The organism is Streptomyces sp. Ru62, from assembly GCF_002920615.1.
Taxonomy (GTDB): Bacteria; Actinomycetota; Actinomycetes; order Streptomycetales; family Streptomycetaceae; genus Streptomyces.
Genome location: NZ_PQSU01000010.1, coordinates 154,057 through 175,474, shown reverse-complemented (window position 1 = coordinate 175,474; position 21,418 = coordinate 154,057). Strand labels below are relative to the sequence as shown.

The window sequence follows — 21,418 nt, the reverse complement described above, 5'->3', positions numbered from 1 at the left end:
CCCTGCCGGGGGCTTGACCGGCGGAGGGGCGGTGCGAGCGTGCGTACCGCTGGTGCGGGCCGGGCGCGCGGTTCCCCGCGGCCCGCGCCGGGCGCCCCGGCTCCGGACCCTGTCAGGTCGGCCTTGCCATGGCCCTGACGAAGGCCCGTTCCACGTCGGCGGCGGACAGGACGCCGTAGATCTCGCCGGTCTCCTCCACCACCAGGTACTCGGTGGCCGGGGTGGCGCGCAGCACGTCCAGCAGTTCTTCGCCGGCCAGCTCGGCGGAGACCCGCATGCCGTCGGTCAGCTCCTGGGCGAGGCCGCTGACGGCGACCCAGGGGCGGCGGTGCTCGGGCACGCCGACGATGGCGGCCTCGCGGACCAGCGAGAGCGGGTTCCCGTCGGCGTCGACCACGACCAGTGCGCGGGCCCCGGCGGCGTTGGCCCGGCGCAGTGCCTCGGAGAGCGGGGTGTCGTTCTCCACCGGCACGGCCCGCCGGGTGAGGGTGCGGGCGCGCAGCTCGGGGAGGTGTTCGCGCAGCCGGGCCATGCGCAGGCTGTTGCCGGCGCCGGTCCAGATGATCGCGGCGAGGATGGCGGCGAGCAGGGCGTCGGTGACGGTGTCCATGCCGCCCACGTCCTCGCCGCTGCCGCCGAGGGCGCCGGACTGGTTGAGCAGGGGCAGGCCGATCAGGACGGAGACGGCGAGCGCGCGGCCGACCCAGGCGGCCGCGACCGTGCCGGTCATCGGCTTGCCGCTGATCTTCCACACGACGGCGCGGAGCATGCGGCCGCCGTCGAGCGGGAGGCCGGGAAGGAGGTTGAAGATCGCCACGATGAGGTTGGAGACCATCAGCCCGGCCAGCAGGACACCGGGTACGGTGCCGGGCTCCACGGGCCTCATGGCGAGGTAGAACAGGCCGGCCAGGGCGAGGGAGAGCAGCGGGCCGACGAAGGCCAGCACGAACTCCCGGCCCGGGGTCTCGGCCTCCTTCTCGATCTCCGAGACGCCGCCGAAGAACTGGAGCTGGATGCGGCGGACCGGGAGCTTGAAGCGGATCGCGGCGACCGTGTGGGCCAGCTCGTGGACCAGTACGGAGGCGTAGAAGGCGACCGCGAAGAAGAGGGAGACCAGGTAGCGGGCGGCGCCCAGCTCGGGCAGCACGCGGTCGAGCTGTCCGCCGAAGACCCAGGTGATCAGCGCGGCGACGAGGAACCAGCTCGGCGCGACGTAGACGGGGACGCCGAAGGGGCGGCCCATGAGAATGCCGCCGCCGGGTTCCTTGGGCCGCGGCTCGGGCGGCTCGCCCTTGGCGATGCCGGAGTGGGCGAGGGAACGGTGCTCGGGGGCGGCAGTGTGGTGCGTGGCGGCCGGGGCGGTGTCGGGCCGGGGGGTGTCGTCCGGGGCCCGGTGGTCCGGGGTCCGGTGGTCCGGGGTCCGGTGGTCCGGGGTCCGGTGGTCCGGGGTCCGGTGGTCCGGCTCGGCCGGGGTGTGGGCACCGGGAGCGCCGTCCGGACCGGGGGCACTGTCCGCTTCCCGCGCCCTGTCCGCGTCGGGCGTGCGGGCCGCGTCAGACGTGGGGGCCGCGGCCGTGTCGGTGGTGCTGCCGCTCGTACGGTCGTCCGTACTGTTTCGGCCGCCCGCCCCGCCGTTACCGCCGGTGCTGTCAGCGCCACCGGCACCGTCCGTACCGGGGCTGCTCGCCGTGGCCTCTTCCGTCGGCCGGTCGGCGGGGCCGGGGCGTCCGGTGGGCGCCGGTGCCGGCTCCTCGGTGCCGTGGCCGGCTCGGTCGGCGGGGCGCGGGGGTCCGGGCTCCGGGCCCGGGGGGTCGGTGGGTCCGGTCGCCGGGGCCGTAGGGTCAGCGGAGTGCTCGGCCGGCTCGTCGTTGCCGGACCGCGGCTGCCCGCTCCCGCCGCTCACGTCCACGGTGTCCCCTCGTTCGAAGCGTCCTTCCGCACCTGCCGGACGGAAGGGTCTCCTGTCGATGGTATGCGGCCGTGGTGGCACGTTCCGCCCCGGCACCCCCCGTGTTCGCCCCGGGGACGCGCGGTGGACGCGTGCGGCGACTGGGTCACTGTCAGTGGTGGGCCGTAAGGTCTGTGGACATGGACAGCAGCATCGACGAGGCGGCGGCGCAGCCGGGCGACGCCGTGCGGACGCCCCCGGCCACCCCACCCCGGACGCCGGAGCCCGCGATGCCCGCGGCCACGGAACCGGTGGGGGAAGCGGCGCCGCAGACGGCCCCGGTCCCGCCCCCGGCCGGTGCGGGCGAGGAGCGGAGCGCCATCGCGCCGACCTCCTTGTCGCCCTCCCGGGCCAGTGACTTCATGCAGTGCCCGTTGCTGTACCGGTTCCGGGTGATCGACCGGCTGCCGGAGAAGCCGAGCGAGGCGGCGACGCGGGGCACGCTGGTGCACGCCGTGCTGGAGCGGCTGTTCGACGCGCCCGCCGGGGAGCGGACCGCGCCCCGCGCCAAGGCGCTGATCCCGGGGCAGTGGGACCGGCTGCGCGAGAGCCGCCCGGAGGTGACCGAGCTGTTCGCCGACGACCCCGAGGGGGAGCGGCTGGCCGGATGGCTCGCCGAGGCCGAGCGGCTCGTGGAGCGCTGGTTCACGCTGGAGGACCCGACGCGGCTGGAGCCGGCCGAGCGGGAGCTGTTCGTGGAGGCCGAGCTGGAGTCGGGGCTGCGGCTGCGCGGGATCATCGACCGGGTGGACGTGGCGCCGACCGGCGAGGTGCGGATCGTCGACTACAAGACGGGCAAGGCCCCGCGCCCCGAGTACGCCGAGGGCGCGCTGTTCCAGATGAAGTTCTACGCCCTGGTGGTGTGGCGGCTGAAGCGGGTCGTCCCGCGCCGGCTCCAGCTCGTCTACCTGGGCAGCGGGGACGTGTTGACGTACGACCCGGTCCTCGCCGACCTGGAGCGGGTGGAACGCAAGCTGCACGCGCTGTGGGAGGCCATCAAGCAGGCCACACAGAGCGGGAACTGGCGGCCGCGGCCCACCAAGCTGTGCGGCTGGTGCGACCACCAGGCGCACTGCCCGGAGTTCGGCGGCACTCCCCCGCCCTACCCGCTGCCGGTCACGGCGCCCGGGCCCGGGACCGTGTGAGCCCGGAAAACGCCGGCAGGGCAGAATGGGGCCGGACTAGCGAAGGAGTGTCACGTGGCCATCCGCGTCCTACTGGTCGACGACCAGCCCCTGCTGCGTACCGGTTTCCGGATGATCCTGGAGGCCGAGCAGGACATCGCGGTCGTCGGCGAGGCCGGTGACGGTCTCCAGGCCCTCGACCAGGTGCGCGCCCTGCAGCCGGATGTCGTGCTGATGGACATCCGGATGCCGCGGATGGACGGCGTGGAGGCCACCCGGCAGATCACCGGGCCCGGCCGGGACGGCCCGGCCAAGGTGCTGGTGCTGACCACGTTCGACCTGGACGAGTACGTGGTGGAGGCGCTGCGCGCCGGGGCCAGCGGCTTCCTGCTCAAGGACGCGCCCGCCAACGAGCTGGTGCAGGCGATCCGGGTGGTCGCGGCCGGCGAGGCCATGCTCGCGCCGAGCATCACCCGGCGGCTGCTCGACAAGTACGCCACGCATCTGCCGTCCGGCGAGGAGCCGGTGCCGGACACCCTGCACACGCTCACCGACCGCGAGGTCGAGGTCCTGAAGCTGGTGGCGCGCGGACTGTCCAACGCCGAGATCGCGGCCGATCTGTTCGTCAGCGAGACGACCGTGAAGACGCATGTGGGTCATGTGCTCACCAAACTGGGGCTCAGGGACCGGGTGCAGGCCGCGGTGTACGCGTACGAGAGCGGTCTGGTGCGCCCCGGCGCGCAGTAGGACGGGGAAGACGGTACGACGGCGAAGCGCCCTCCCCCGCCGGGGGAGGGCGCCCTTTGCCGTACCGGCGTCAGCCCTTGCCGCGTCGCGCGGAGAACCGTCAGCCGCTCACACCGCGGCCGAGCTCCCAGAGCTGGAGCGTCGAGGAGGAGTTGAGGGCGTAGGCCACGCCCGTGACGTCGTCCCGGGCGGCGACGTACTGCTTGCCCTGCCACAGCGGAATGATCGGGACGTCGTCGGCGACCATGTCCTGAATCTCGGTCAGGCTCTTGGAGGCGCTGAGCCGGTCGGCCTCGCGGCGGGACTGCGGGATCAGCGTGCGCTGGATGGTGCCGTTGTTGTACGGCGAGCCGAGGGTGTTGTCCTTGTCGAGGAAGGGCGCGATGAAGTTGTCGGCGTCCGGGAAGTCGGGGAACCAGCCCATGCCGTAGACGTCGTACTTGCCCTTCTGCTCGGCGGGCCGGAAGGTCTTCCAGGGGTGGCCCTGGATGGAGGCGTCGAACAGGCCGCTGTCGTTGAGCTGCTTCTGCAGCACCTCGAACTCCTGCTTGGTGGCCGAGCCGTAGTGGTCGGTGGTGTAGTGCAGGGTCAGCTTCACCGGCGTGGTGACGCCGGCCTTGGTGAGCAGCGACTTGGCCTTGTCGACGCTGGGGTTGCCGTACTTGTTGAAGAACGAGTTGGAGTGGCCGGTGACGGTGGCCGGGACCAGCGAGTACAGCGGCTCGGCCTGGGTGCCGTAGACCTTGGAGACCAGCTCGCCGCGGTTGATGAGCTGGGCCATGGCCTGGCGCACGGCCTTGGACTTGACGCTGGAGGCGTCGGTGTTGAAGGCCAGGTAGCGGATCTCCAGGCCGGGCATGTCGACCAGGTCGACGTTCTCGTCGGTGCCGGCGTCCAGCTTCTGGATCTGCGCGGGCGACATGGTGCGGGTCATGACGTCGATGTCGCCCTTGTCGACCGCGGCGCCCATGGCGTCGGCGTCGGCGAAGGAGCGCAGCTCGACCTTGTCGTTGTTGACCGTCACGCTGCCCTTGTAGTTGGGGTTCTTGGTGAAGGTCGCGTCGACGATCGCGTTGTCCTTGACGTCGGCCTTGAAGGTGTACGGGCCGGAGCCGTCGACCTCGAAGCCGTCCCGCAGCTTGTCCTTCGGGTAGTCCTTCGGGCTGACGATGCCCGCGACCGGGGTGGACAGCTTGAACGGGAAGGTGGCGTCGGCCGTCTTGAGGTGGAAGATGACCTCGCGGTCGCCCTGTGTCTCGACGGTGTCGATGGTGTTCAGCAGGGCGGCCGGACCGCCGGCGACGTTGATGCGCAGCGCACGCTCGATGGAGTACTTGACGTCCTGGGCGGTCACCGGGTCGCCGTTCGCGAACTTCAGGCCCTCCCGCAGCTTGCAGGCGTAGCGCTCGCTGCCGCTGTCGGTGAAGGAGCAGCTCTCGGCGGCGTCCGGGACGGGATCGCCCTCGCCCTTGGGCTGGGCCATCAGGGTCTGCACGGACTGGCGCAGGATGTTCCAGGTGCCGACGTCGTAGGCGAAGGCCGGGTCGAGGGGCGCGGGGGCTTCCTTGGTGGCCGTGAACTGGTCCGTGGTACCGACGACGATGGCGTCCCCGCTCTTGCTCCCGCTGTCGGATCCGCCGCACGCGGCGAGAACCGGGGTGAGCAGGCCGGCCACCGCCGGCAGCACCAAAGTCTTGCGGTTCATGCGGGAGTTTCTCCAGAGCTGTTCGGGTCCGTGTATCCGGCATGCAGGGGTGACGCGGCGGATCACGGGGGTTCTCGGCGGTGTTCTCGCGATGAGATTAGTCCGCACCCGCAGCCGGGTTCGCAGCGGCGTAAGTCACTATCCATCACACAGCGGAACCGGTCGCGGACACACCGAAAACCCCGGCACCGACACGATCAGTGCAGCTTCCCATCAATCGGGACACAAGGGCGCACGGAATCACCACCAACAGGCCCGGACAGCACACTCGGCCATCGTTGTCGAGGCCCTTGGGTGTGAGGAACGTCACATACCCAACTGTGCGGCCAGTCAGCGGAATTCGGCCGCGCCGCTCCCGGTGAATTCTCCGCGGGTGTACTTCCCCGGAAATATGTCCAGCGCCGCCAATGGAGTTGGCACGCTGGGTGAACGGCTAGCGCATTTCCGTCATCAGACCCCGCAGAAATGCCAGGTCGACCTCTTCCAGGGAGGAGACGACGGTGCGTCCCTCGGCCGGGCCGATGGGGGCCACGGAGGGGACGGCGACCACCCGGCAGCCCGCGGCCTCGGCGGCGGCGACGCCGGTGGCGGTGTCCTCGACGACCGCGCATCTGGCCGGATCCGCACCGAGTCCGGCGGCGGCGAGCAGATACGGGTCCGGGAAGGGCTTGGTGCGGGAGACCTCGTCGCCGGCGATGGAGAGGGCGAAGTGGTGCGGCCCGAGGATGGTGAGCACACGGTCGATGATGCGCCGGTGGGAGGCGGAGACCAGGGCCGTGGGGACGCCGTGCAGGTGCAGTTCGGCGAGCAGCCGGGAGGCGCCCGGCATCAGCGGCAGCGTGCGGCCGATCCGGTCCTCGAAGCCCTCGTTGAGCAGCACGCTGAGCTCCGCGAGGGTGATGTCGGCGCCGGTCGCCTCGATGAGGAAGCCGGCGCTGCGGGTCATGGGGCCGCCGACCACGACGTGCCGCCAGGACTCGTCCAGCGTGTGGCCGAGGGCGGCGAAGACCTCGACCTCGACGTCCCACCAGAAGCCCTCTGTGTCCACCAGGGTGCCGTCCATGTCGAGCAGCACCGCCTGCAGGGCGGAGCCTTCGGCCGTACGGGTTCCGAGCGCGGGGACCGTACTGGTCATCCGGGCGCACCTCCTTGAGGGACGACCAGGCCGGTTCCCGGGCGGGGAACCGGCCTGCAGTGGACCGACCAGTGTACGACTTGTCCGATCAGTCTGCTGGGTGAGACACGCCTCACCGGGTGCGGGTGGGACACCCGTCCGGGCGTGCGGGGTGGGACACCCGTCACCGTGCGTTGAAGTACTTCGCCTCCGGGTGGTGGATCACGATCGCGTCCGTGGACTGCTCGGGGTGGAGCTGGAACTCCTCGGACAGGTGGACGCCGATCCGCTCCGGCCTGAGCAGTTCCGCGATCTTGGCGCGGTCCTCCAGGTCGGGGCAGGCGCCGTAGCCGAGGGAGAAGCGGGCGCCCCGGTACTTCAGGTCGAACATGTCCTCGATGGCGGCCGGGTCCTCGCCGCCGAAGCCGAGTTCGGCGCGCACGCGGGCGTGCCAGTACTCGGCGAGGGCCTCGGCCAACTGGACGGACAGGCCGTGCAGTTCGAGGTAGTCGCGGTAGGCGTTGGCCTCGAAGAGCTTCGCCGTCTCGGCGCCGATGCGCGAGCCGACGGTGACGACCTGGAGGCCGACGACGTCCGTCTCGCCCGACTCCTCCGGGCGGAAGAAGTCGGCCAGGCACAGGCGTCGGCCGCGGCGCTGGCGCGGGAAGGTGAAGCGGGTGCGCTCGTTGCCCTGTTCGTCCAGGATGATCAGGTCGTCGTCCTTGGACACACAGGGGAAGTAGCCGTGGACGACGGCCGCTTCCAGGAGGTTCTCGGTCTGGAGCCGGTCGAGCAGGCCGCGCAGCCGGGGCCGGCCCTCGGTCTCGACCAGTTCCTCGTACGTCGGGCCCTCGCCGCTGCGGGCCTGCTTCAGGCCCCACTGGCCCTTGAACAGGGCGCCCTCGTCCAGCCAGCTGGCGTACTCCTTGAGCTGGATGCCCTTGACGACCCGAGTGCCCCAGAACGGCGGCTCGGGGATCGGGTTGTCGGTGGCGACGTCGGAGCGGACGTGGCCCTCCTCCGGGCGCTCCTCGATCTCCACGGCGGCGGCCCGCACCCGGCGCTGCCTCAGCTCGGGCAGCTTCGCGCCGGGCACGCCCCGCTTGACGCCGATGAGGGCGTCCATGAGGCGCAGGCCCTCGAAGGCGTCGCGGGCGTAGCGGACCTCGCCCTCGTAGATCTCGTGCAGGTCCTGTTCGACATAGGCCCGGGTGAGGGCGGCGCCGCCGAGGATGACCGGGAAGCGGGCGGCGAGGCCGCGCTGGTTCAGCTCCTCCAGGTTCTCCTTCATGATCACCGTGGACTTCACCAGGAGCCCGGACATGCCGATGACGTCGGCCCGGTGTTCCTCGGCCGCCTCCAGGATCGCGGAGACCGGCTGCTTGATGCCCAGGTTGACGACGTTGTAACCGTTGTTGGACAGGATGATGTCGACGAGGTTCTTGCCGATGTCGTGCACGTCGCCGCGGACGGTGGCGAGCACGATCGTGCCCTTGCCCTCGGCGTCCGACTTCTCCATGTGCGGTTCGAGGTAGGCGACGGCTGCCTTCATGACCTCGGCGGACTGGAGGACGAAGGGCAGCTGCATCTGGCCGGAGCCGAACAGCTCGCCGACGACCTTCATGCCGTCGAGCAGGGTCTCGTTGACGATGTCGAGCGCCGGGCGGTCCTGGAGCGCCTGGTCCAGGTCGGCCTCCAGGCCGTTGCGCTCGCCGTCGATGATGCGCCGCTTGAGCCGCTCCTCCAAGGGCAGCGCGGCCAGTTCCTCGGCCTTGCCGGCCTTCAGGGACTTCGCCGTGGCGCCCTCGAAGAGCTGCATGAGCTTCTGGAGGGGGTCGTAGCCCTCGCTACGGCGGTCGTGGATGAGGTCGAGGGCGGTGCGGACCTCTTCCTCGCTGAACCGGGCGATCGGCAGGATCTTGGAGGCGTGCACGATCGCCGAGTCCAGGCCGGCCTTGACGCACTCGTCCAGGAAGACGGAGTTCAGCAGGATGCGGGCGGCCGGGTTGAGGCCGAAGGAGATGTTCGACAGGCCCAGCGTGGTCTGCACCGCCGGGTGGCGCCGCTTCAGCTCGCGGATCGCCTCGATGGTGGCGACTCCGTCCTTGCGGGACTCCTCCTGACCGGTGCAGATGGTGAAGGTCAGGGTGTCGATGAGGATGTCCTCCTCACGGATGCCCCAGTTCCCGGTCAGGTCGGCGATCAGCCGTTCGGCGATCTCGACCTTCTTCTCCGGGGTGCGGGCCTGGCCCTCCTCGTCGATGGTGAGCGCGATCAGTGCGGCGCCGTGCTCCCGCGCCAGCCGGGTGACCTTCGCGAACCGGGAGTCGGGACCGTCGCCGTCCTCGTAGTTCACGGAGTTGATCACCGCGCGGCCGCCCAGCTTCTCCAGGCCGGCCCTGATGACGTCGACCTCGGTGGAGTCCAGGACGATCGGCAGGGTGGAGGCGGTGGCGAAGCGGCCGGCCAGTTCCTCCATGTCGGCGACGCCGTCCCGGCCGACGTAGTCCACGCACAGGTCGAGCAGGTGCGCGCCCTCGCGGATCTGCTCCCGGGCCATCTCCACACAGTCGTCCCAGCGGCCCTCCAGCATGGCCTCGCGGAACTTCTTGGAGCCGTTGGCGTTGGTGCGCTCGCCGATGGCCAGGTAGGAGGTGTCCTGGCGGAACGGGACCGACTGGTAGAGGGAGGCGGCGCCCGGCTCGGGACGCGGGTCGCGCTCGGGCGGGGTGAGGTCCCGCACCCGCTCCACGACCTGGCGCAGGTGCTCGGGGGTGGTGCCGCAGCAGCCGCCGATGAGGGAGAGGCCGTAGTCGCGTACGAAGTTCTCCTGGGCGTCCGCCAGACCCTCGGGGTCGAGCGGGAAGTGGGCACCGTCCTTGGTGAGGATGGGCAGCCCGGCGTTCGGCATGCACAGCAGCGGGATGCGGGAGTGCCGGGTGAGGTAGCGCAGGTGCTCGCTCATCTCGGCCGGGCCGGTCGAGCAGTTCAGGCCGATCATGTCGATGCCGAGCGGCTCCAGCGCGGTGAGCGCGGCGCCGATCTCGGAGCCGAGCAGCATGGTGCCGGTGGTCTCGAAGGCCATCGAGCAGAGCAGCGGGACCTCGGTGCCGAGGCGCTCCATGGCGCGCCGGGCGCCGAGGACGGACGCCTTGGTCTGGAGCAGGTCCTGGGTGGTCTCGACGATCAGGGCGTCGGCGCCGCCGGTGAGCAGGCCCTCGGCGTTCGCCTGGAAGCCGTCCCGGATGGTGGTGAACCCGATGTGGCCGAGGGTGGGCAGCTTGGTGCCGGGTCCGATGGAGCCGAGGACCCAGCGGGGCCGGCCGTCGCGCGCCGAGAACTCGTCCGCGGTCTCCCGGGCGATACGGGCGCCGGCCTCGGAGAGTTCGTGGACACGGTCGGCGATGTCGTACTCCGCCATGGCCGCGTGGTTGGCCCCGAAGGTGTTGGTCTCGACGCAGTCGACGCCCACGGCGAAGTACGCCTCGTGGACGGAGCGGACGATGTCGGGGCGGGTGAGGTTGAGGATCTCGTTGCAGCCTTCGAGGTTCTGGAAGTCCTCGAGGGTGGGTTCCTGGGCCTGGAGCATCGTGCCCATGGCTCCGTCGGCGACCACCACACGGGTGGCGAGTGCCTCGCGGAGCGCGGACGCACGGGTCCGGCTGTCGGCGGAAGGGGACGTTGGCGACGAGGCCATGTAAGGGCTCCCTGGAGTGCGACGGCTGTCGGCTATGCGGCTGCCCGGCCCGGCCGGGTTGCCGCACGGCGTCAGAGTAACCGGGAGTCGGCTTGGATGGGCAGCGGCGTCCACGAGGCGGACGCCGGTGGCCCGCGTGCCACGCACAGATCACGTGTGATGTAACAGGTGCCGTCCGACCGTTAGCGGGAGGTCGGCATGGACCGGTAGTGTTCGACATTGCCGAACGGTGATTTTCAAACAGCGCCACGGCAGTCGAACGGGACGGAGGCAGGACGGCGATGGCACGGAACATCCAGTCGCTCGAACGGGCGGCGGCGATGCTGCGGCTGCTCGCGGGCGGCGAGCGGCGGCTCGGCCTCTCGGACATCGCCTCGTCACTGGGCCTCGCCAAGGGCACCGCCCACGGCATCCTGCGCACCCTCCAGCAGGAGGGGTTCGTGGAGCAGGACGACGCCTCCGGGCGCTACCAGCTGGGCGCGGAGCTGCTGCGCCTCGGCACGACCTATCTCGACGTGCACGAACTGCGCGCGCGGGCGCTGGTGTGGACCGACGACCTGGCCAGGTCCAGCGGGGAGAGCGTGTACCTGGGCGTCCTGCACCAGCAGGGCGTCCTGATCGTGCACCACGTCTTCCGGCCCGACGACAGCCGGCAGGTGCTGGAGATCGGGGCCATGCAGCCGCTGCACTCCACGGCCCTGGGCAAGGTGCTCTCCGCCTACGACCCGGTCGCGCACAGCGAGGCGCTGGACACCGAGCGGAAGGCGTTCACGGACCGCACGGTGTGCGACCCCGGCGACTTCGAGCACCTCCTCGACGTCACGCGCGCGCGTGGGTACGCGGCCGACGTGGAGGAGACCTGGGAGGGCGTGGCGTCGATCGCCGCGCCCATCCACGACCGGCGCCGGATGCCCGTGGGCGCGGTCGGCATCACCGGCGCCGTGGAGCGGCTATGCCGGGAGGGCGAGCTGCGCCCGGAGCTGATCGCCGCGGTGCGCGACTGTGCCCGCGCGGTCTCCCGCGATCTGGGCGCCGGGCGGTTCTGACCGCAGGGACGAGCGGGGAACGAACGCAAGAACCGGGACGACCGGGACGCCAGGCGGCGTTCCGGTCGTCGATCTACCCTGAAATCGGCAAAAACGGCCAGATCGTACGTCCGTGCACGAACGTTGATAACGCGCAGCGATCAATAACGATCCTGTTTTCGATAACAGAACTCTTGACTCACGTGTAACGCCGAAGCAAGACTCCCGTCCATCGGTCGGCATTGTCGAACACCTTCCGGCAATACGCGCTAGAGTGTGACAACGCCAAGGGCCGGCATCGCTCTCACCCCCGAGGGCGCCAGAACCCCCGCTGGGACCGGGGTTCGGCTTACCCCTGGACGAAGGACAAAGGAGTCGCGGGTGTCCAGCTCCGACATCTTCATCGGCGAGACCATCGGTACCGCCATACTCATCCTGCTCGGCGGCGGTGTCTGCGCCGCCGTGACGCTGAAGGCCTCCAAGGCCCGTAACGCCGGTTGGCTCGCCATCGCCTTCGGGTGGGGCTTCGCCGTCATGACGGCCGTGTACATCTCCGGACCGCTGTCCGGCGCCCACCTCAACCCGGCCGTCACCGTCGCCCTCGCCATCAAGGACGGCGACTGGAGCAACGTTCCGACCTACTTCGCCGGCCAGCTGCTCGGCGCGATGATCGGCGCGGCTCTGGTGTGGGTCACCTACTACGGCCAGTTCTACGCGCACCTGACCGACAAGGAGATCGTCGGCGGTCCGGGCGCGCAGGCCACGGCGGCCAAGGCGGTCGAGGCCGAGGAGCAGGCCGCCGGCCCGGTCCTCGGCATCTTCTCCACCGGTCCGGAGATCCGGAACGTGGTGCAGAACCTCGCCACTGAGATCATCGGCACGGTCGTGCTGATCCTCGCGGTCCTCACCCAGGGCCTGAACGACAAGGGCAACGGCCTCGGCATCCTGGGCGGTCTGATCACCGCGCTCGTGGTGGTGTCGATCGGTCTGTCGCTCGGCGGCCCGACGGGCTACGCGATCAACCCGGCCCGCGACCTCGGCCCGCGCATCGTGCACGCCCTCCTGCCGCTGCCCAACAAGGGCGGTTCCGACTGGAGCTACGCCTGGATCCCGGTGGTCGGTCCGCTGATCGGCGGCGCCATCGCTGCAGGCATCTACAACGTCGCCTTTGCTTGAGAAGCCTCTTGAGAAGCCTGACGAAGCACCGAGTCTTCGAGCACGCGCCGTACGTACAGCCCCATCACCACGGATCTTTCAGGAGCACACAGTGACCGACGCCCACACCGCAGGCCCCTTCATCGCGGCGATCGACCAGGGCACGACCTCCTCGCGCTGCATCGTCTTCGACCGGGACGGCCGCATCGTCTCCGTCGACCAGAAGGAGCACGAGCAGATCTTCCCGAAGCCGGGCTGGGTCGAGCACAACGCCAACGAGATCTGGACCAACGTCCAGGAAGTCGTCGCCGGGGCCATCGCCAAGGCCGGCATCACCCGGGACGACATCAAGGCCATCGGCATCACCAACCAGCGCGAGACCACCGTGCTGTGGGACAAGAACACCGGTGAGCCCGTCCACAACGCCATCGTCTGGCAGGACACCCGCACCGACGCGCTCTGCAAGGAGCTCGGCCGCAACGTCGGCCAGGACCGCTTCCGCCGCGAGACGGGCCTGCCGCTGGCCTCCTACTTCGCCGGGCCCAAGGCCCGCTGGCTGCTCGACAACGTCGAGGGCCTGAAGGAGCGCGCCGAGGCCGGTGACATCCTCTTCGGCACCATGGACACCTGGGTCATCTGGAACCTGACCGGCGGTGTCAACGGCGGCAAGCACGTCACCGACGTCACCAACGCCTCCCGCACCCTCCTCATGAACCTGCACACGATGCAGTGGGACGAGAAGATCTGCGAGTCCATCGGCGTGCCGGAGCAGATCCTGCCCGAGATCCGCTCCTCCGCCGAGGTCTACGGCGAGATCACGGGCGGCAAGCTCGGCGAGCTGCTCGGCGGGATCCCGGTCGCCTCCGCGCTCGGCGACCAGCAGGCGGCCCTGTTCGGCCAGACCTGCTTCTCCGAGGGCGAGACCAAGTCGACCTACGGCACCGGCACCTTCATGGTGATGAACACCGGCAGCAAGATCATCAACTCGTACGCCGGTCTGCTGACCACCGTCGGCTACAAGATCGGCGACCAGCCGACGGTCTACGCCCTGGAGGGCTCGATCGCCGTCACCGGCTCGCTGGTGCAGTGGATGCGCGACCAGATGGGCCTGATCTCCACCGCGGCCGAGATCGAGACGCTCGCGCTGTCGGTCGAGGACAACGGCGGCGCCTACTTCGTACCGGCCTTCTCCGGCCTGTTCGCCCCGCACTGGCGCTCCGACGCCCGCGGTGTGATCGCCGGCCTGACCCGGTACGTCACCAAGGCGCACCTCGCCCGCGCGGTCCTGGAGGCGACCGCCTGGCAGACCCGGGAGATCGCCGACGCCATGGTCAAGGACTCCGGCGACGAGCTGGTGGCCCTGAAGGTCGACGGCGGCATGACCTCCAACAACCTGCTGATGCAGACCCTCGCCGACGTCCTGGACGCACCCGTGGTGCGCCCGATGGTCGCCGAGACCACCTGCCTCGGCGCCGCCTACGCCGCCGGCCTCGCCGTCGGCTTCTGGTCCAGCACCGACGAACTGCGCGCCAACTGGCGCCGGGCCGCCGAATGGACCCCCCAGATGGACGCGGAGACCCGCGACCGTGAGTACAAGAACTGGCTCAAGGCCGTCGAGCGGACCATGGGCTGGATCGAGGACGAGAGCTGAGCGGCGCAAGACGGCTCAGACATCTCTGACGAGGAGTAAGTACCCGACATGACCAGTCAGTCCACCCTGCAGTCCGTGCCTGCCCTGGGGACGCACCCGGCCTCCGGCTCCAACCCGAGCCGGGCCGAGACCAGGGAGCAGCTCGCCAAGGCGTCGTACGACCTTCTTGTGATCGGCGGCGGCATCCTGGGCATCTCCACCGCCTGGCACGCCGCGCAGTCCGGCCTCAGGGTGGCGCTGGTCGACGCCGGCGACTTCGCCGGCGCCACCTCCTCCGCCTCCTCCAAGCTGCTCCACGGCGGTCTGCGCTACCTGCAGACCGGCGCGGTGAAGCTGGTGGCGGAGAACCACTTCGAGCGCCGTGCGGTCTCCCGCCAGGTGGCCCCCCACCTGGCGAACCCGCTCACCTTCTACCTCCCCGTGTACAAGGGCGGACCGCACGGCGCGGCGAAGCTCGGCGCGGGTGTCTTCGCCTACTCCGCGCTCTCCGCGTTCGGTGACGGCGTCGGCCACCTGCTCTCCCCCGCCAAGGCGGCGCAGGACGTGCCCGAGCTGCGCACCGAGAACCTCAAGGCCGTGGCCGTCTACGGCGACGACCAGATGAACGACGCCCGCATGGCGCTGATGACGGTCCGCGCGGCCGTCGAGGCGGGCGCGGTGGTCCTGAACCACGCCGAGGTCACCGGGCTGCGCTTCACCAGGGGCCGGGTCACCGGCGCCGACCTCAGGGACCGGCTGTCCGGCGAGGAGTTCGGCGTCAACGCCCGCCTGGTGCTGAACGCGACCGGCCCCTGGGTCGACCACCTGCGCCGGATGGAGGACCCGAACGCGGCGCCGTCCATCCGGCTGTCCAAGGGCGCGCACCTGGTGCTGAAGCGGACGTCCCCGTGGAAGGCCGCGCTCGCGACCCCCATCGACAAGTACCGCATCACCTTCGCCCTTCCCTGGGAGGACATGCTCCTGCTCGGCACCACCGACGAGGAGTACGAGGGCGACCCGGCGGATGTCTCGGTCAACGACAAGGACATAGCCCAGATCCTGGACGAGGCCGCGTTCTCCGTCCGGGACCAGCAGCTCCAGCGCGACCTCATCACCTACGCGTTCGCCGGTCTGCGGGTGCTGCCGGGCGGCCCCGGCGACACCGCCAAGGCCAAGCGCGAGACCGTGGTGACCGAGGGCAGGGGCGGCATGCTGTCCGTCGCGGGCGGCAAGTGGACGACGTTCCGCCACATCGGCCGGACGATCATGAAGAAGCTGGAGGCGCTGCCGGGGCACCCGCTCGGCGACGACTTCGAGCCGATCTCCTCGCTGCCGAAGAAGCTGCCGCTGCCCGGTGTCGCCAACCCGCGCGCGGTCGCCCACCGGCTGCTGGTCGACGGCCCGGCCCCGGGTCCGCGCATGGCCGCCGACACCGCCAGGCACCTGGCCACCCACTACGGCTCCCTGGCCTTCGACATCGCCCGCCTGGCGAACGAGAACCCGGAGCTGGCCGAGCGCGTCCACCCCGACGCACCGGAGATCTGGGCGCAGGTCGTCTGGGCCCGTGACCACGAGTGGGCCGAGACGCCGGACGACGTGCTGCGCCGCCGCACCACGCTGACCATCCGGGGCCTGGCCACGGACGAGGTCCGCGCCAAGGTCCAGGACCTGCTGGACAAGAAGTAGCGAGCGGGCGCGCAACACGCGGTGCAGGACAGCTGAGGGGCGGCCCCACGCCGACGGGGCCGCCCCTCCCGCTTCCCGTGCGCCGGAACGCGCTCCACGGCCCGGCAGCGCCGCCGCATAATGTGCTGACATCCGATGTCTGGGGCGACAGGAGGCCGGCCGTGGCAGTCACCGACGAGGCGATCGAGAAGATCAAGGGCATGATCGTCTCCGGTGCGCTGCGCCCGGGCGACCGGCTGCCGAAGGAGAGCGAGCTGGCCGCCGAGCTGGGCCTGTCCCGCAACTCCCTGCGGGAGGCCGTACGCGCCCTGTCGCTGATCCGCATCCTCGACGTACGGCAGGGCGACGGCACCTATGTCACCAGCCTCGACCCTCAGCTCCTGCTGGAGGCGATGAGCTTCGTCGTGGACTTCCACCGCGACGACACGGTGCTGGAGTTCCTGGCCGTGCGCCGCATCCTGGAGCCGGCCGCGACCGCACTGGCGGCCCCCCGGATCGACCCCGGGCAACTGGACGCGCTGGAGGCCCAGTTGGACGCGCTGGGCGCGGAACCGTCGGTGGAGCAGCTCGTCGCGGCCGACCTGGAGTTCCACCGGAGCATCGTGCAGAGCGCCGGGAACTCGGTGCTGTGCTCGCTGCTGGACGGGCTGTCGGGGCCCACCACGCGGGCCCGGATCTGGCGGGGGCTCACCCAGGAGGACGCCGTCGGCCGCACCCTGCGCGAGCACCGGGCGATCCTGGGGGCGCTGCGCGACCGGGACGCGGAGGCGGCGCGCTCCTGGGCGACCGTGCACATCGCGAGCGTGGAGCAGTGGCTGCGGTCCACGCTGTGAGCCTCCGTGCGGCCGGCTCTGCGAGTTGGCTGCTCGCGCGTGTTCCGCGGTGGTGAACGGGGCAGTGATCCGTTCACTCCCCCACGCAAGGGGGCTGCGGGCGCCCCCGCCGGACGCCGTAAGGTTGGTGAGTCAAGCGAGGGCACGTCGGAAGGAGGCACTGGGTGATCGAGCTGGAGGGGGTTCCCGAGCTGATCGACCCAGTCATGGTGGCCGCGTTCGAGGGCTGGAACGATGCCGGCGACGCCGCCTCCACGGCGGTCGCGCATCTGGAACGCGAATGGAAGGGCGAGGTCTTCGCGGCGCTGGACGCCGAGGACTACTACGACTTCCAGGTGAACCGCCCCACGGTGTTCATGGACGGCGGTGTGCGCAAGATCACGTGGCCGACGACGAGGTTGTCGGTGGTCCGCGTCGGCGGCGACAAGCCGCGCGACCTGGTGCTGGTCCGGGGCATCGAACCGTCCATGCGCTGGCGTTCGTTCTGCAACGAGCTGCTGGGCTTCGCGCACGAGCTGGGCGTGGAGCTGGTGGTCATCCTGGGCGCCCTGCTCGGGGACACCCCGCACACGCGTCCGGTGCCGGTCAGCGGGGTCACGTCCGACCCGGACCTGGCCCGCCGGATGGACCTGGAGGAGACCAAGTACGAGGGGCCGACGGGCATCGTCGGCGTCCTGCAGGAGGCGTGCACGCACGCGGGCGTCCCGGCGGTCTCGCTGTGGGCGGCCGTACCGCACTACGTCTCCCAGCCGCCCAACCCGAAGGCGACGCTGGCGCTGCTCAACCGCCTGGAGGACCTGCTCGACCTGCGCATCCCGCAGGGCGAGCTGCCCGAGGACGCGCGGGCCTGGCAGGTGGGCGTGGACCAGCTCGCCGCCGAGGACAGCGAGGTCGCCGAGTACGTGCAGACGCTGGAGGAGGCCCGGGACACCGCGGAGCTGCCGGAGGCGTCCGGCGAGGCGATCGCCCGTGAGTTCGAGCGGTACCTGCGGCGCCGGGACGTGGGCCCTCCGGGCGGGAAGCCGAGGCCTCCGGCGGCCGGGGGCGTGCCCAAGGACGAGGACGAGGACGGCCCGGAGGACTGAGGCCGCGGAAACCCGAGGGTACGGAAAGGGGCGGTTCCCGTGTCGGGAACCGCCCCTTTCCGTGTGGTGCCGGCGCGCTGCGGGCTGCCGCGGCAGGCCGTCGAGCGACTGGCAGCCCTCGTGGCTGGTCGCGCAGTTCTCCGCGCCCCTGGCGGTGCTTAGAGAGCCACTCCCAGCAGCGCGTCCACGGCACGCGTGACCACGCCCGGCGCACCTGTGTCCGTGCCGCCCTCCTGCTCCTGCTGGGCCGCCCAGCGGTCCACCGCGGTCAGGGCGGTGGGGGCGTCCAGGTCGTTCGCCAGGGCCTCGCGGATCTCCTCCACCAGCGCGTCGGCGGAGGGGCCGTCGGGGCGGGAGACGGCCGCGCGCCAGCGGGCGAGGCGGGCGACGGCGTCCTGGAGGACCTGGTCGGTCCACTCCCAGTCGGCGCGGTAGTGGTGGGCGAGGAGCGCGAGGCGGATGGCGGCGGGGTCGACGCCGTCACGGCGCAGCGCGGAGACGAAGACCAGGTTGCCCTTGGACTTCGACATCTTCTCGCCGTCCAGGGCGACCATGCCGGCGTGCACGTACGCCTTGGCCATGGGGAACTCGCCGGTGAGCACCTGGGCGTGCGAGGCGCCCATCTCGTGGTGCGGGAAGGCGAGGTCGGAGCCGCCGCCCTGGACGTCGAAGCCCATGCCGAGGTGGTCGAGGGCGATGGCCACGCACTCGATGTGCCAGCCGGGCCGGCCCCGGCCGAGGGAGCCGCCGTCCCAGCTGGGCTCGCCGGGCCGGGCCGCCATCCACAGCAGCGGGTCGACCGGGTTCTTCTTGCCCGGGCGGTCCGGGTCGCCGCCGCGCTCGGCGGACAGCAGCCGCATGGCGGCGGCGTCCAGGTTCGAGACCTTGCCGAAGTTCGGGTCGGACTCGACGGAGAAGTAGATGTCGCCCTCCAGCTCGTAGGCCGCGCCGAGGTCGCGCAGCCGCTCCACGAGCGGGACGATGCCGGGTATCGCCTCGACGGCGCCTATGTAGTGCCGCGGCGGGAGCATCCGCAGGGCGGTCATGTCCTCGCGGAAGAGGGCGGTCTCCTTCTCCGCGAGGGCGACCCAGTCGACGCCGTCCCGGTCCGCACGCTCCAGCAGGGGATCGTCGACGTCGGTGACGTTCTGGACGTAGTGGACCTGCCGCTTGGTGTCGAGCCACACGCGCTGAACCAGGTCGAACGCGTTGTAGGTCGCCGCGTGACCCATGTGGGTCGCGTCGTACGGCGTGATGCCGCAGACGTAGATACGGGCGACGGGACCGGGGTCGAGGGTGACCAGGCCGCCGGTCGCGGTGTCGTGGATCCTCAGGTCGCGGCCCTGACCAGGCAGGGCGGGGACCTCGGAAGCGGGCCAGGCATGCATGTACATGAGCCTAACCGGCGCCGAGCTGCGGATACGAACGGGATCGGGCTGGATGGCCGGTTCCGCGTTCTTGTGCCTCGGCGCCGGATGTGCTTACACGGGCGGCCAGGGGATGGCGGGCCACTCCCCGCTCGGCTCCGGATGCAGGCCCGAGGTGAGCAACCCGTCGACACGCGCGCGTGTGGCGTCGATCTCGGCCGCCGTGATCAGCGCGGCCAGCCGCCGGCCCAGCTCGCCCTCCAGGCCGTCCCGCAGCCCCTTGAGGACGTCGACGGCCTCCGGGGTGAGGGGTTCCCCGGCCCAGCCCCACAGCAGGGTGCGCAGCTTGTTCTCGACGTTGAAGGTGACGCCGTGGTCGATGCCGTACAGCCGGCCCTCGGCGGTGGGCAGCAGATGGCCGCCCTTGCGGTCGGCGTTGTTGATCACCGCGTCCAGGACGGCGAGCCGGCGCAGCCGCGCGTCGTCGGCGTGCACCAGCAGGGCGGTGCGGTCCTCGCCGACCTCGGCGAAGCCGATCGCCTTCCAGCCCGGCTCCGGCTCCTCGCCGTCGACCAGGGCGAGCAGCTCCGCCTCGGGGTGGACGTCGATCCACAGCTGGCACATGCCCTCGCCGTACGGCCCGTCGCGCAGCACGGTGGGCGGCACGAGCCCCCAGCCGGTGGCCTCGGAGACCTCGTAGGCGGCCACCTCGCGGCCCGCGAGGGTGCCGTCGGGGAAGTCCCACAGGGGGCGCTCCCCGGCCACCGGCTTGTACACGCAGGAGGCTTCCCGGCCGTCAAGGGCGACCGTGCAGAACAGCGCCGCGTTGGACGCCTCGCGGATCCGGCCGCGCACGGTCAGCTCACCCCGCGCGAGCAGCTCGGCGGGGTCGGGATCGGCCGTCACGCTCCGCGGCGGTATCCGTTCTGGCGCGGACATACATGTCCTTCCGGATCGAGCGGGAGGCTGCACAGCGGGCACGGTGGCCGCCCGGCGTTGACGATGTCGAGGGCGCGCTTGGCGAAGGCCCTGGCCTGCGCGCCGGTCAGCCGGACCCGCAGCATCGGGGGCCCGTTCTCCTCGTCCTGGAGCAACCGCTCCTCGGCCTCGGCCAGGTCCTCCTCGGTGTCGGCCTCCAGCTCCACGAGGGCCTGCGCCTCGACGATCATGCGCTGTTCCTCGCCGTCCCAGGCCAGGGCCATGGTGCCGACGCGGAACTCCTCCTCGATGGGGGTCTCCAGCGGCGCGGTGTCGGCGATCTCGGAGGGGGCCACGGCGGGGACCGCGGCGCTGCCGCCACTACGGCGTACGACCTCGTCGAGCAGTTCGTCCATGCGCTCGGCGAGCGCGGCGACCTGGGTCTTCTCCAGGACCACGCTGGTCACCCGGGGGCCTGCGGTGGCCTGGAGGAAGAACGTACGGCGCCCGGGCAGTCCGACCGTGCCGGCCACGAAGCGGTCCGGCTGGTCGTAGAGGAACACCTGACGGGACACGTCCTGTCTCCATTGATGTCGTGGTTTCGAGCGTTTCAGCGGTGCGGGCCGTGCGGACACGCGGTGGGGTGGGTCGCTTCACCCTACTGCGGCCGACGATCACGGTGCGCCCGCACCACCCCCGACCGGTGCGTCGCCCTCACCGGGTTCCTCGCGCGGGGCGAGCGAAGCGAAGTCCCCGGTGTCGCCGAGGCGGACGAGGAAGGGCCGCAGGCGGGTGTAGCGGATGGCGGTGACGGAACAGGGTTCCACGGAGATCCGCTGGAAGAGATCGAGGTGAAGACCGAGGGCGTCGGCGACGAGCGACTTGATGATGTCGCCGTGGGAGCACATCAGGTAGACGGCGTCGGCGCCGTGCTCTTGCTCCACGCGCGCGTTCCACTCGCGTACGGCCTCCGCGGCCCGGGTCTGCATGGCCCGCATGGACTCCCCGCCGGGGAAGGCGGCGGCGGACGGGTGGGCCTGGACGACCTCCATCAGCGGCTCGTCCTTCAGCTCGGCGAGCTTGCGGCCGGACCAGTCGCCGTAGTCGCACTCCCCGATCCGCTCCTCGGTGTGGACGGACAGGCCGGGGCGGGCCTCCAACAGGGGGCGTACGGTCTCCTGGCAGCGCTGGAGCGGGCTGGTGACGACCTCGGAGAGCGGCAGGCCGGCGAGCCGTGCGGGCAGCGCGGCGGCCTGCGCGGCGCCGCGCTCGTCCAGGGCGACGCCGGGCGTCCGCCCGGCGAGCACACCGGAGGTGTTGGCGGTGGAACGTCCGTGCCTGACGAGGATCAGCGTGGGCATGCGGACCAGGGTAGGTGCACGGA

At 71.2% G+C, this 21,418-nt stretch carries 16 protein-coding genes; 8 read left to right on the top strand and 8 right to left on the bottom strand.

All coding sequences use genetic code 11. The annotated features are described in order from the left end of the window. Positions 1-112: 112 nt before the first annotated feature. A complete protein-coding gene (locus tag C3492_RS15745; RefSeq protein WP_103812387.1) occupies positions 113-1,909 on the bottom strand; it encodes a site-2 protease family protein in 1,797 nt (598 codons plus the stop codon). A gap of 179 nt (positions 1,910-2,088) precedes the next feature. On the opposite strand from C3492_RS15745, the gene C3492_RS15740 reads away from it, so the two are divergent. Together C3492_RS15740 and C3492_RS15735 are read left to right on the top strand one after the other, a co-directional pair. Continuing rightward, a complete protein-coding gene (locus C3492_RS15740) occupies positions 2,089-3,093 on the top strand; it encodes a PD-(D/E)XK nuclease family protein (protein ID WP_374938350.1) in 1,005 nt (334 codons plus the stop codon). Between the two features lie 54 nt (positions 3,094-3,147). Then, on the top strand, positions 3,148-3,819 hold the full coding sequence (locus C3492_RS15735; RefSeq protein ID WP_014671700.1) for a response regulator transcription factor: 672 nt from the start codon (positions 3,148-3,150) through the stop codon (positions 3,817-3,819). 100 nt (positions 3,820-3,919) lie between these two features. Here the strand turns inward: C3492_RS15735 and C3492_RS15730 are convergent, their stop codons facing one another. The 3 genes from C3492_RS15730 to metH form a co-directional block, all read right to left on the bottom strand. Then, complete coding sequence (locus tag C3492_RS15730) at positions 3,920-5,524, bottom strand: ABC transporter substrate-binding protein (RefSeq protein WP_103812385.1); 1,605 nt, start codon at positions 5,522-5,524, stop codon at positions 3,920-3,922. A gap of 433 nt (positions 5,525-5,957) precedes the next feature. Next, on the bottom strand, positions 5,958-6,659 hold the full coding sequence (locus tag C3492_RS15725) for an HAD family phosphatase (RefSeq protein ID WP_103812384.1): 702 nt from the start codon (positions 6,657-6,659) through the stop codon (positions 5,958-5,960). A gap of 163 nt (positions 6,660-6,822) precedes the next feature. Continuing rightward, positions 6,823-10,335, bottom strand: coding sequence for a methionine synthase (gene metH / locus C3492_RS15720; protein ID WP_103812383.1), 3,513 nt, complete (start codon positions 10,333-10,335; stop codon positions 6,823-6,825). Between the two features lie 281 nt (positions 10,336-10,616). Here metH and C3492_RS15715 point away from each other — a divergent pair, with 281 nt between their 5' ends. The 6 genes from C3492_RS15715 (at position 10,617) to C3492_RS15690 (ending at position 17,749) form a co-directional block, all read left to right on the top strand. Next, positions 10,617-11,381 carry an IclR family transcriptional regulator gene (locus C3492_RS15715; RefSeq protein WP_103812382.1) on the top strand — a complete coding sequence of 255 codons (765 nt, stop codon included), beginning with the start codon at positions 10,617-10,619 and terminating at the stop codon, positions 11,379-11,381. Between the two features lie 360 nt (positions 11,382-11,741). Next, complete coding sequence (locus C3492_RS15710; RefSeq protein WP_103812381.1) at positions 11,742-12,536, top strand: MIP/aquaporin family protein; 795 nt, start codon at positions 11,742-11,744, stop codon at positions 12,534-12,536. A gap of 91 nt (positions 12,537-12,627) precedes the next feature. Then, a complete protein-coding gene (gene glpK / locus C3492_RS15705; protein WP_103812380.1) occupies positions 12,628-14,166 on the top strand; it encodes a glycerol kinase GlpK in 1,539 nt (512 codons plus the stop codon). 48 nt (positions 14,167-14,214) lie between these two features. Beyond that, positions 14,215-15,831, top strand: a complete 1,617-nt coding sequence (locus C3492_RS15700; RefSeq protein ID WP_103812379.1) for a glycerol-3-phosphate dehydrogenase/oxidase — start codon at positions 14,215-14,217, stop codon at positions 15,829-15,831. Between the two features lie 161 nt (positions 15,832-15,992). Beyond that, the gene (locus tag C3492_RS15695; RefSeq protein ID WP_103812378.1) at positions 15,993-16,664 is read left to right on the top strand and encodes a FadR/GntR family transcriptional regulator; all 672 of its coding nucleotides are present in this window, start codon (positions 15,993-15,995) and stop codon (positions 16,662-16,664) included. 164 nt (positions 16,665-16,828) lie between these two features. After that, positions 16,829-17,749: a PAC2 family protein gene (locus C3492_RS15690; protein ID WP_103812377.1), complete on the top strand. Its 921-nt coding sequence runs from the start codon at positions 16,829-16,831 to the stop codon at positions 17,747-17,749. Positions 17,750-17,907: 158 nt separating this feature from the next. Here the strand turns inward: C3492_RS15690 and mshC are convergent, their stop codons facing one another. The 4 genes from mshC to C3492_RS15670 all read right to left on the bottom strand — a co-directional run bounded on the left by mshC (position 17,908) and on the right by C3492_RS15670 (position 21,395). After that, on the bottom strand, positions 17,908-19,137 hold the full coding sequence (gene mshC, locus C3492_RS15685) for a cysteine--1-D-myo-inosityl 2-amino-2-deoxy-alpha-D-glucopyranoside ligase (protein WP_103812469.1): 1,230 nt from the start codon (positions 19,135-19,137) through the stop codon (positions 17,908-17,910). A gap of 93 nt (positions 19,138-19,230) precedes the next feature. Beyond that, complete coding sequence (locus C3492_RS15680; RefSeq protein WP_181140384.1) at positions 19,231-20,055, bottom strand: SCO1664 family protein; 825 nt, start codon at positions 20,053-20,055, stop codon at positions 19,231-19,233. After that, complete coding sequence (locus C3492_RS15675; RefSeq protein WP_103812375.1) at positions 20,019-20,609, bottom strand: DUF3090 domain-containing protein; 591 nt, start codon at positions 20,607-20,609, stop codon at positions 20,019-20,021. The genes C3492_RS15680 and C3492_RS15675 overlap by 37 nt, the downstream gene beginning before the upstream one ends. A gap of 99 nt (positions 20,610-20,708) precedes the next feature. Then, positions 20,709-21,395, bottom strand: a complete 687-nt coding sequence (locus C3492_RS15670) for a histidine phosphatase family protein (RefSeq protein ID WP_103812374.1) — start codon at positions 21,393-21,395, stop codon at positions 20,709-20,711. Positions 21,396-21,418 lie beyond the last annotated feature (23 nt).

Excerpts from the sequence above, each read along its gene's own strand:
- C3492_RS15740 (WP_374938350.1), top strand. The coding sequence starts at position 2,089 with ATGGACAGCAGCATCGACGAGGCGGCGGCGCAGCCGGGCGACGCCGTG.
- C3492_RS15730 (WP_103812385.1), bottom strand. The coding sequence starts at position 5,524 with ATGAACCGCAAGACTTTGGTGCTGCCGGCGGTGGCCGGCCTGCTCACC.
- C3492_RS15725 (WP_103812384.1), bottom strand. The coding sequence starts at position 6,659 with ATGACCAGTACGGTCCCCGCGCTCGGAACCCGTACGGCCGAAGGCTCC.
- metH (WP_103812383.1), bottom strand. The coding sequence starts at position 10,335 with ATGGCCTCGTCGCCAACGTCCCCTTCCGCCGACAGCCGGACCCGTGCG.
- C3492_RS15715 (WP_103812382.1), top strand. The coding sequence starts at position 10,617 with ATGGCACGGAACATCCAGTCGCTCGAACGGGCGGCGGCGATGCTGCGG.
- C3492_RS15700 (WP_103812379.1), top strand. The coding sequence starts at position 14,215 with ATGACCAGTCAGTCCACCCTGCAGTCCGTGCCTGCCCTGGGGACGCAC.
- mshC (WP_103812469.1), bottom strand. The coding sequence starts at position 19,137 with ATGCATGCCTGGCCCGCTTCCGAGGTCCCCGCCCTGCCTGGTCAGGGC.
- C3492_RS15680 (WP_181140384.1), bottom strand. The coding sequence starts at position 20,055 with ATGTCCGCGCCAGAACGGATACCGCCGCGGAGCGTGACGGCCGATCCC.
- C3492_RS15670 (WP_103812374.1), bottom strand. The coding sequence starts at position 21,395 with ATGCCCACGCTGATCCTCGTCAGGCACGGACGTTCCACCGCCAACACC.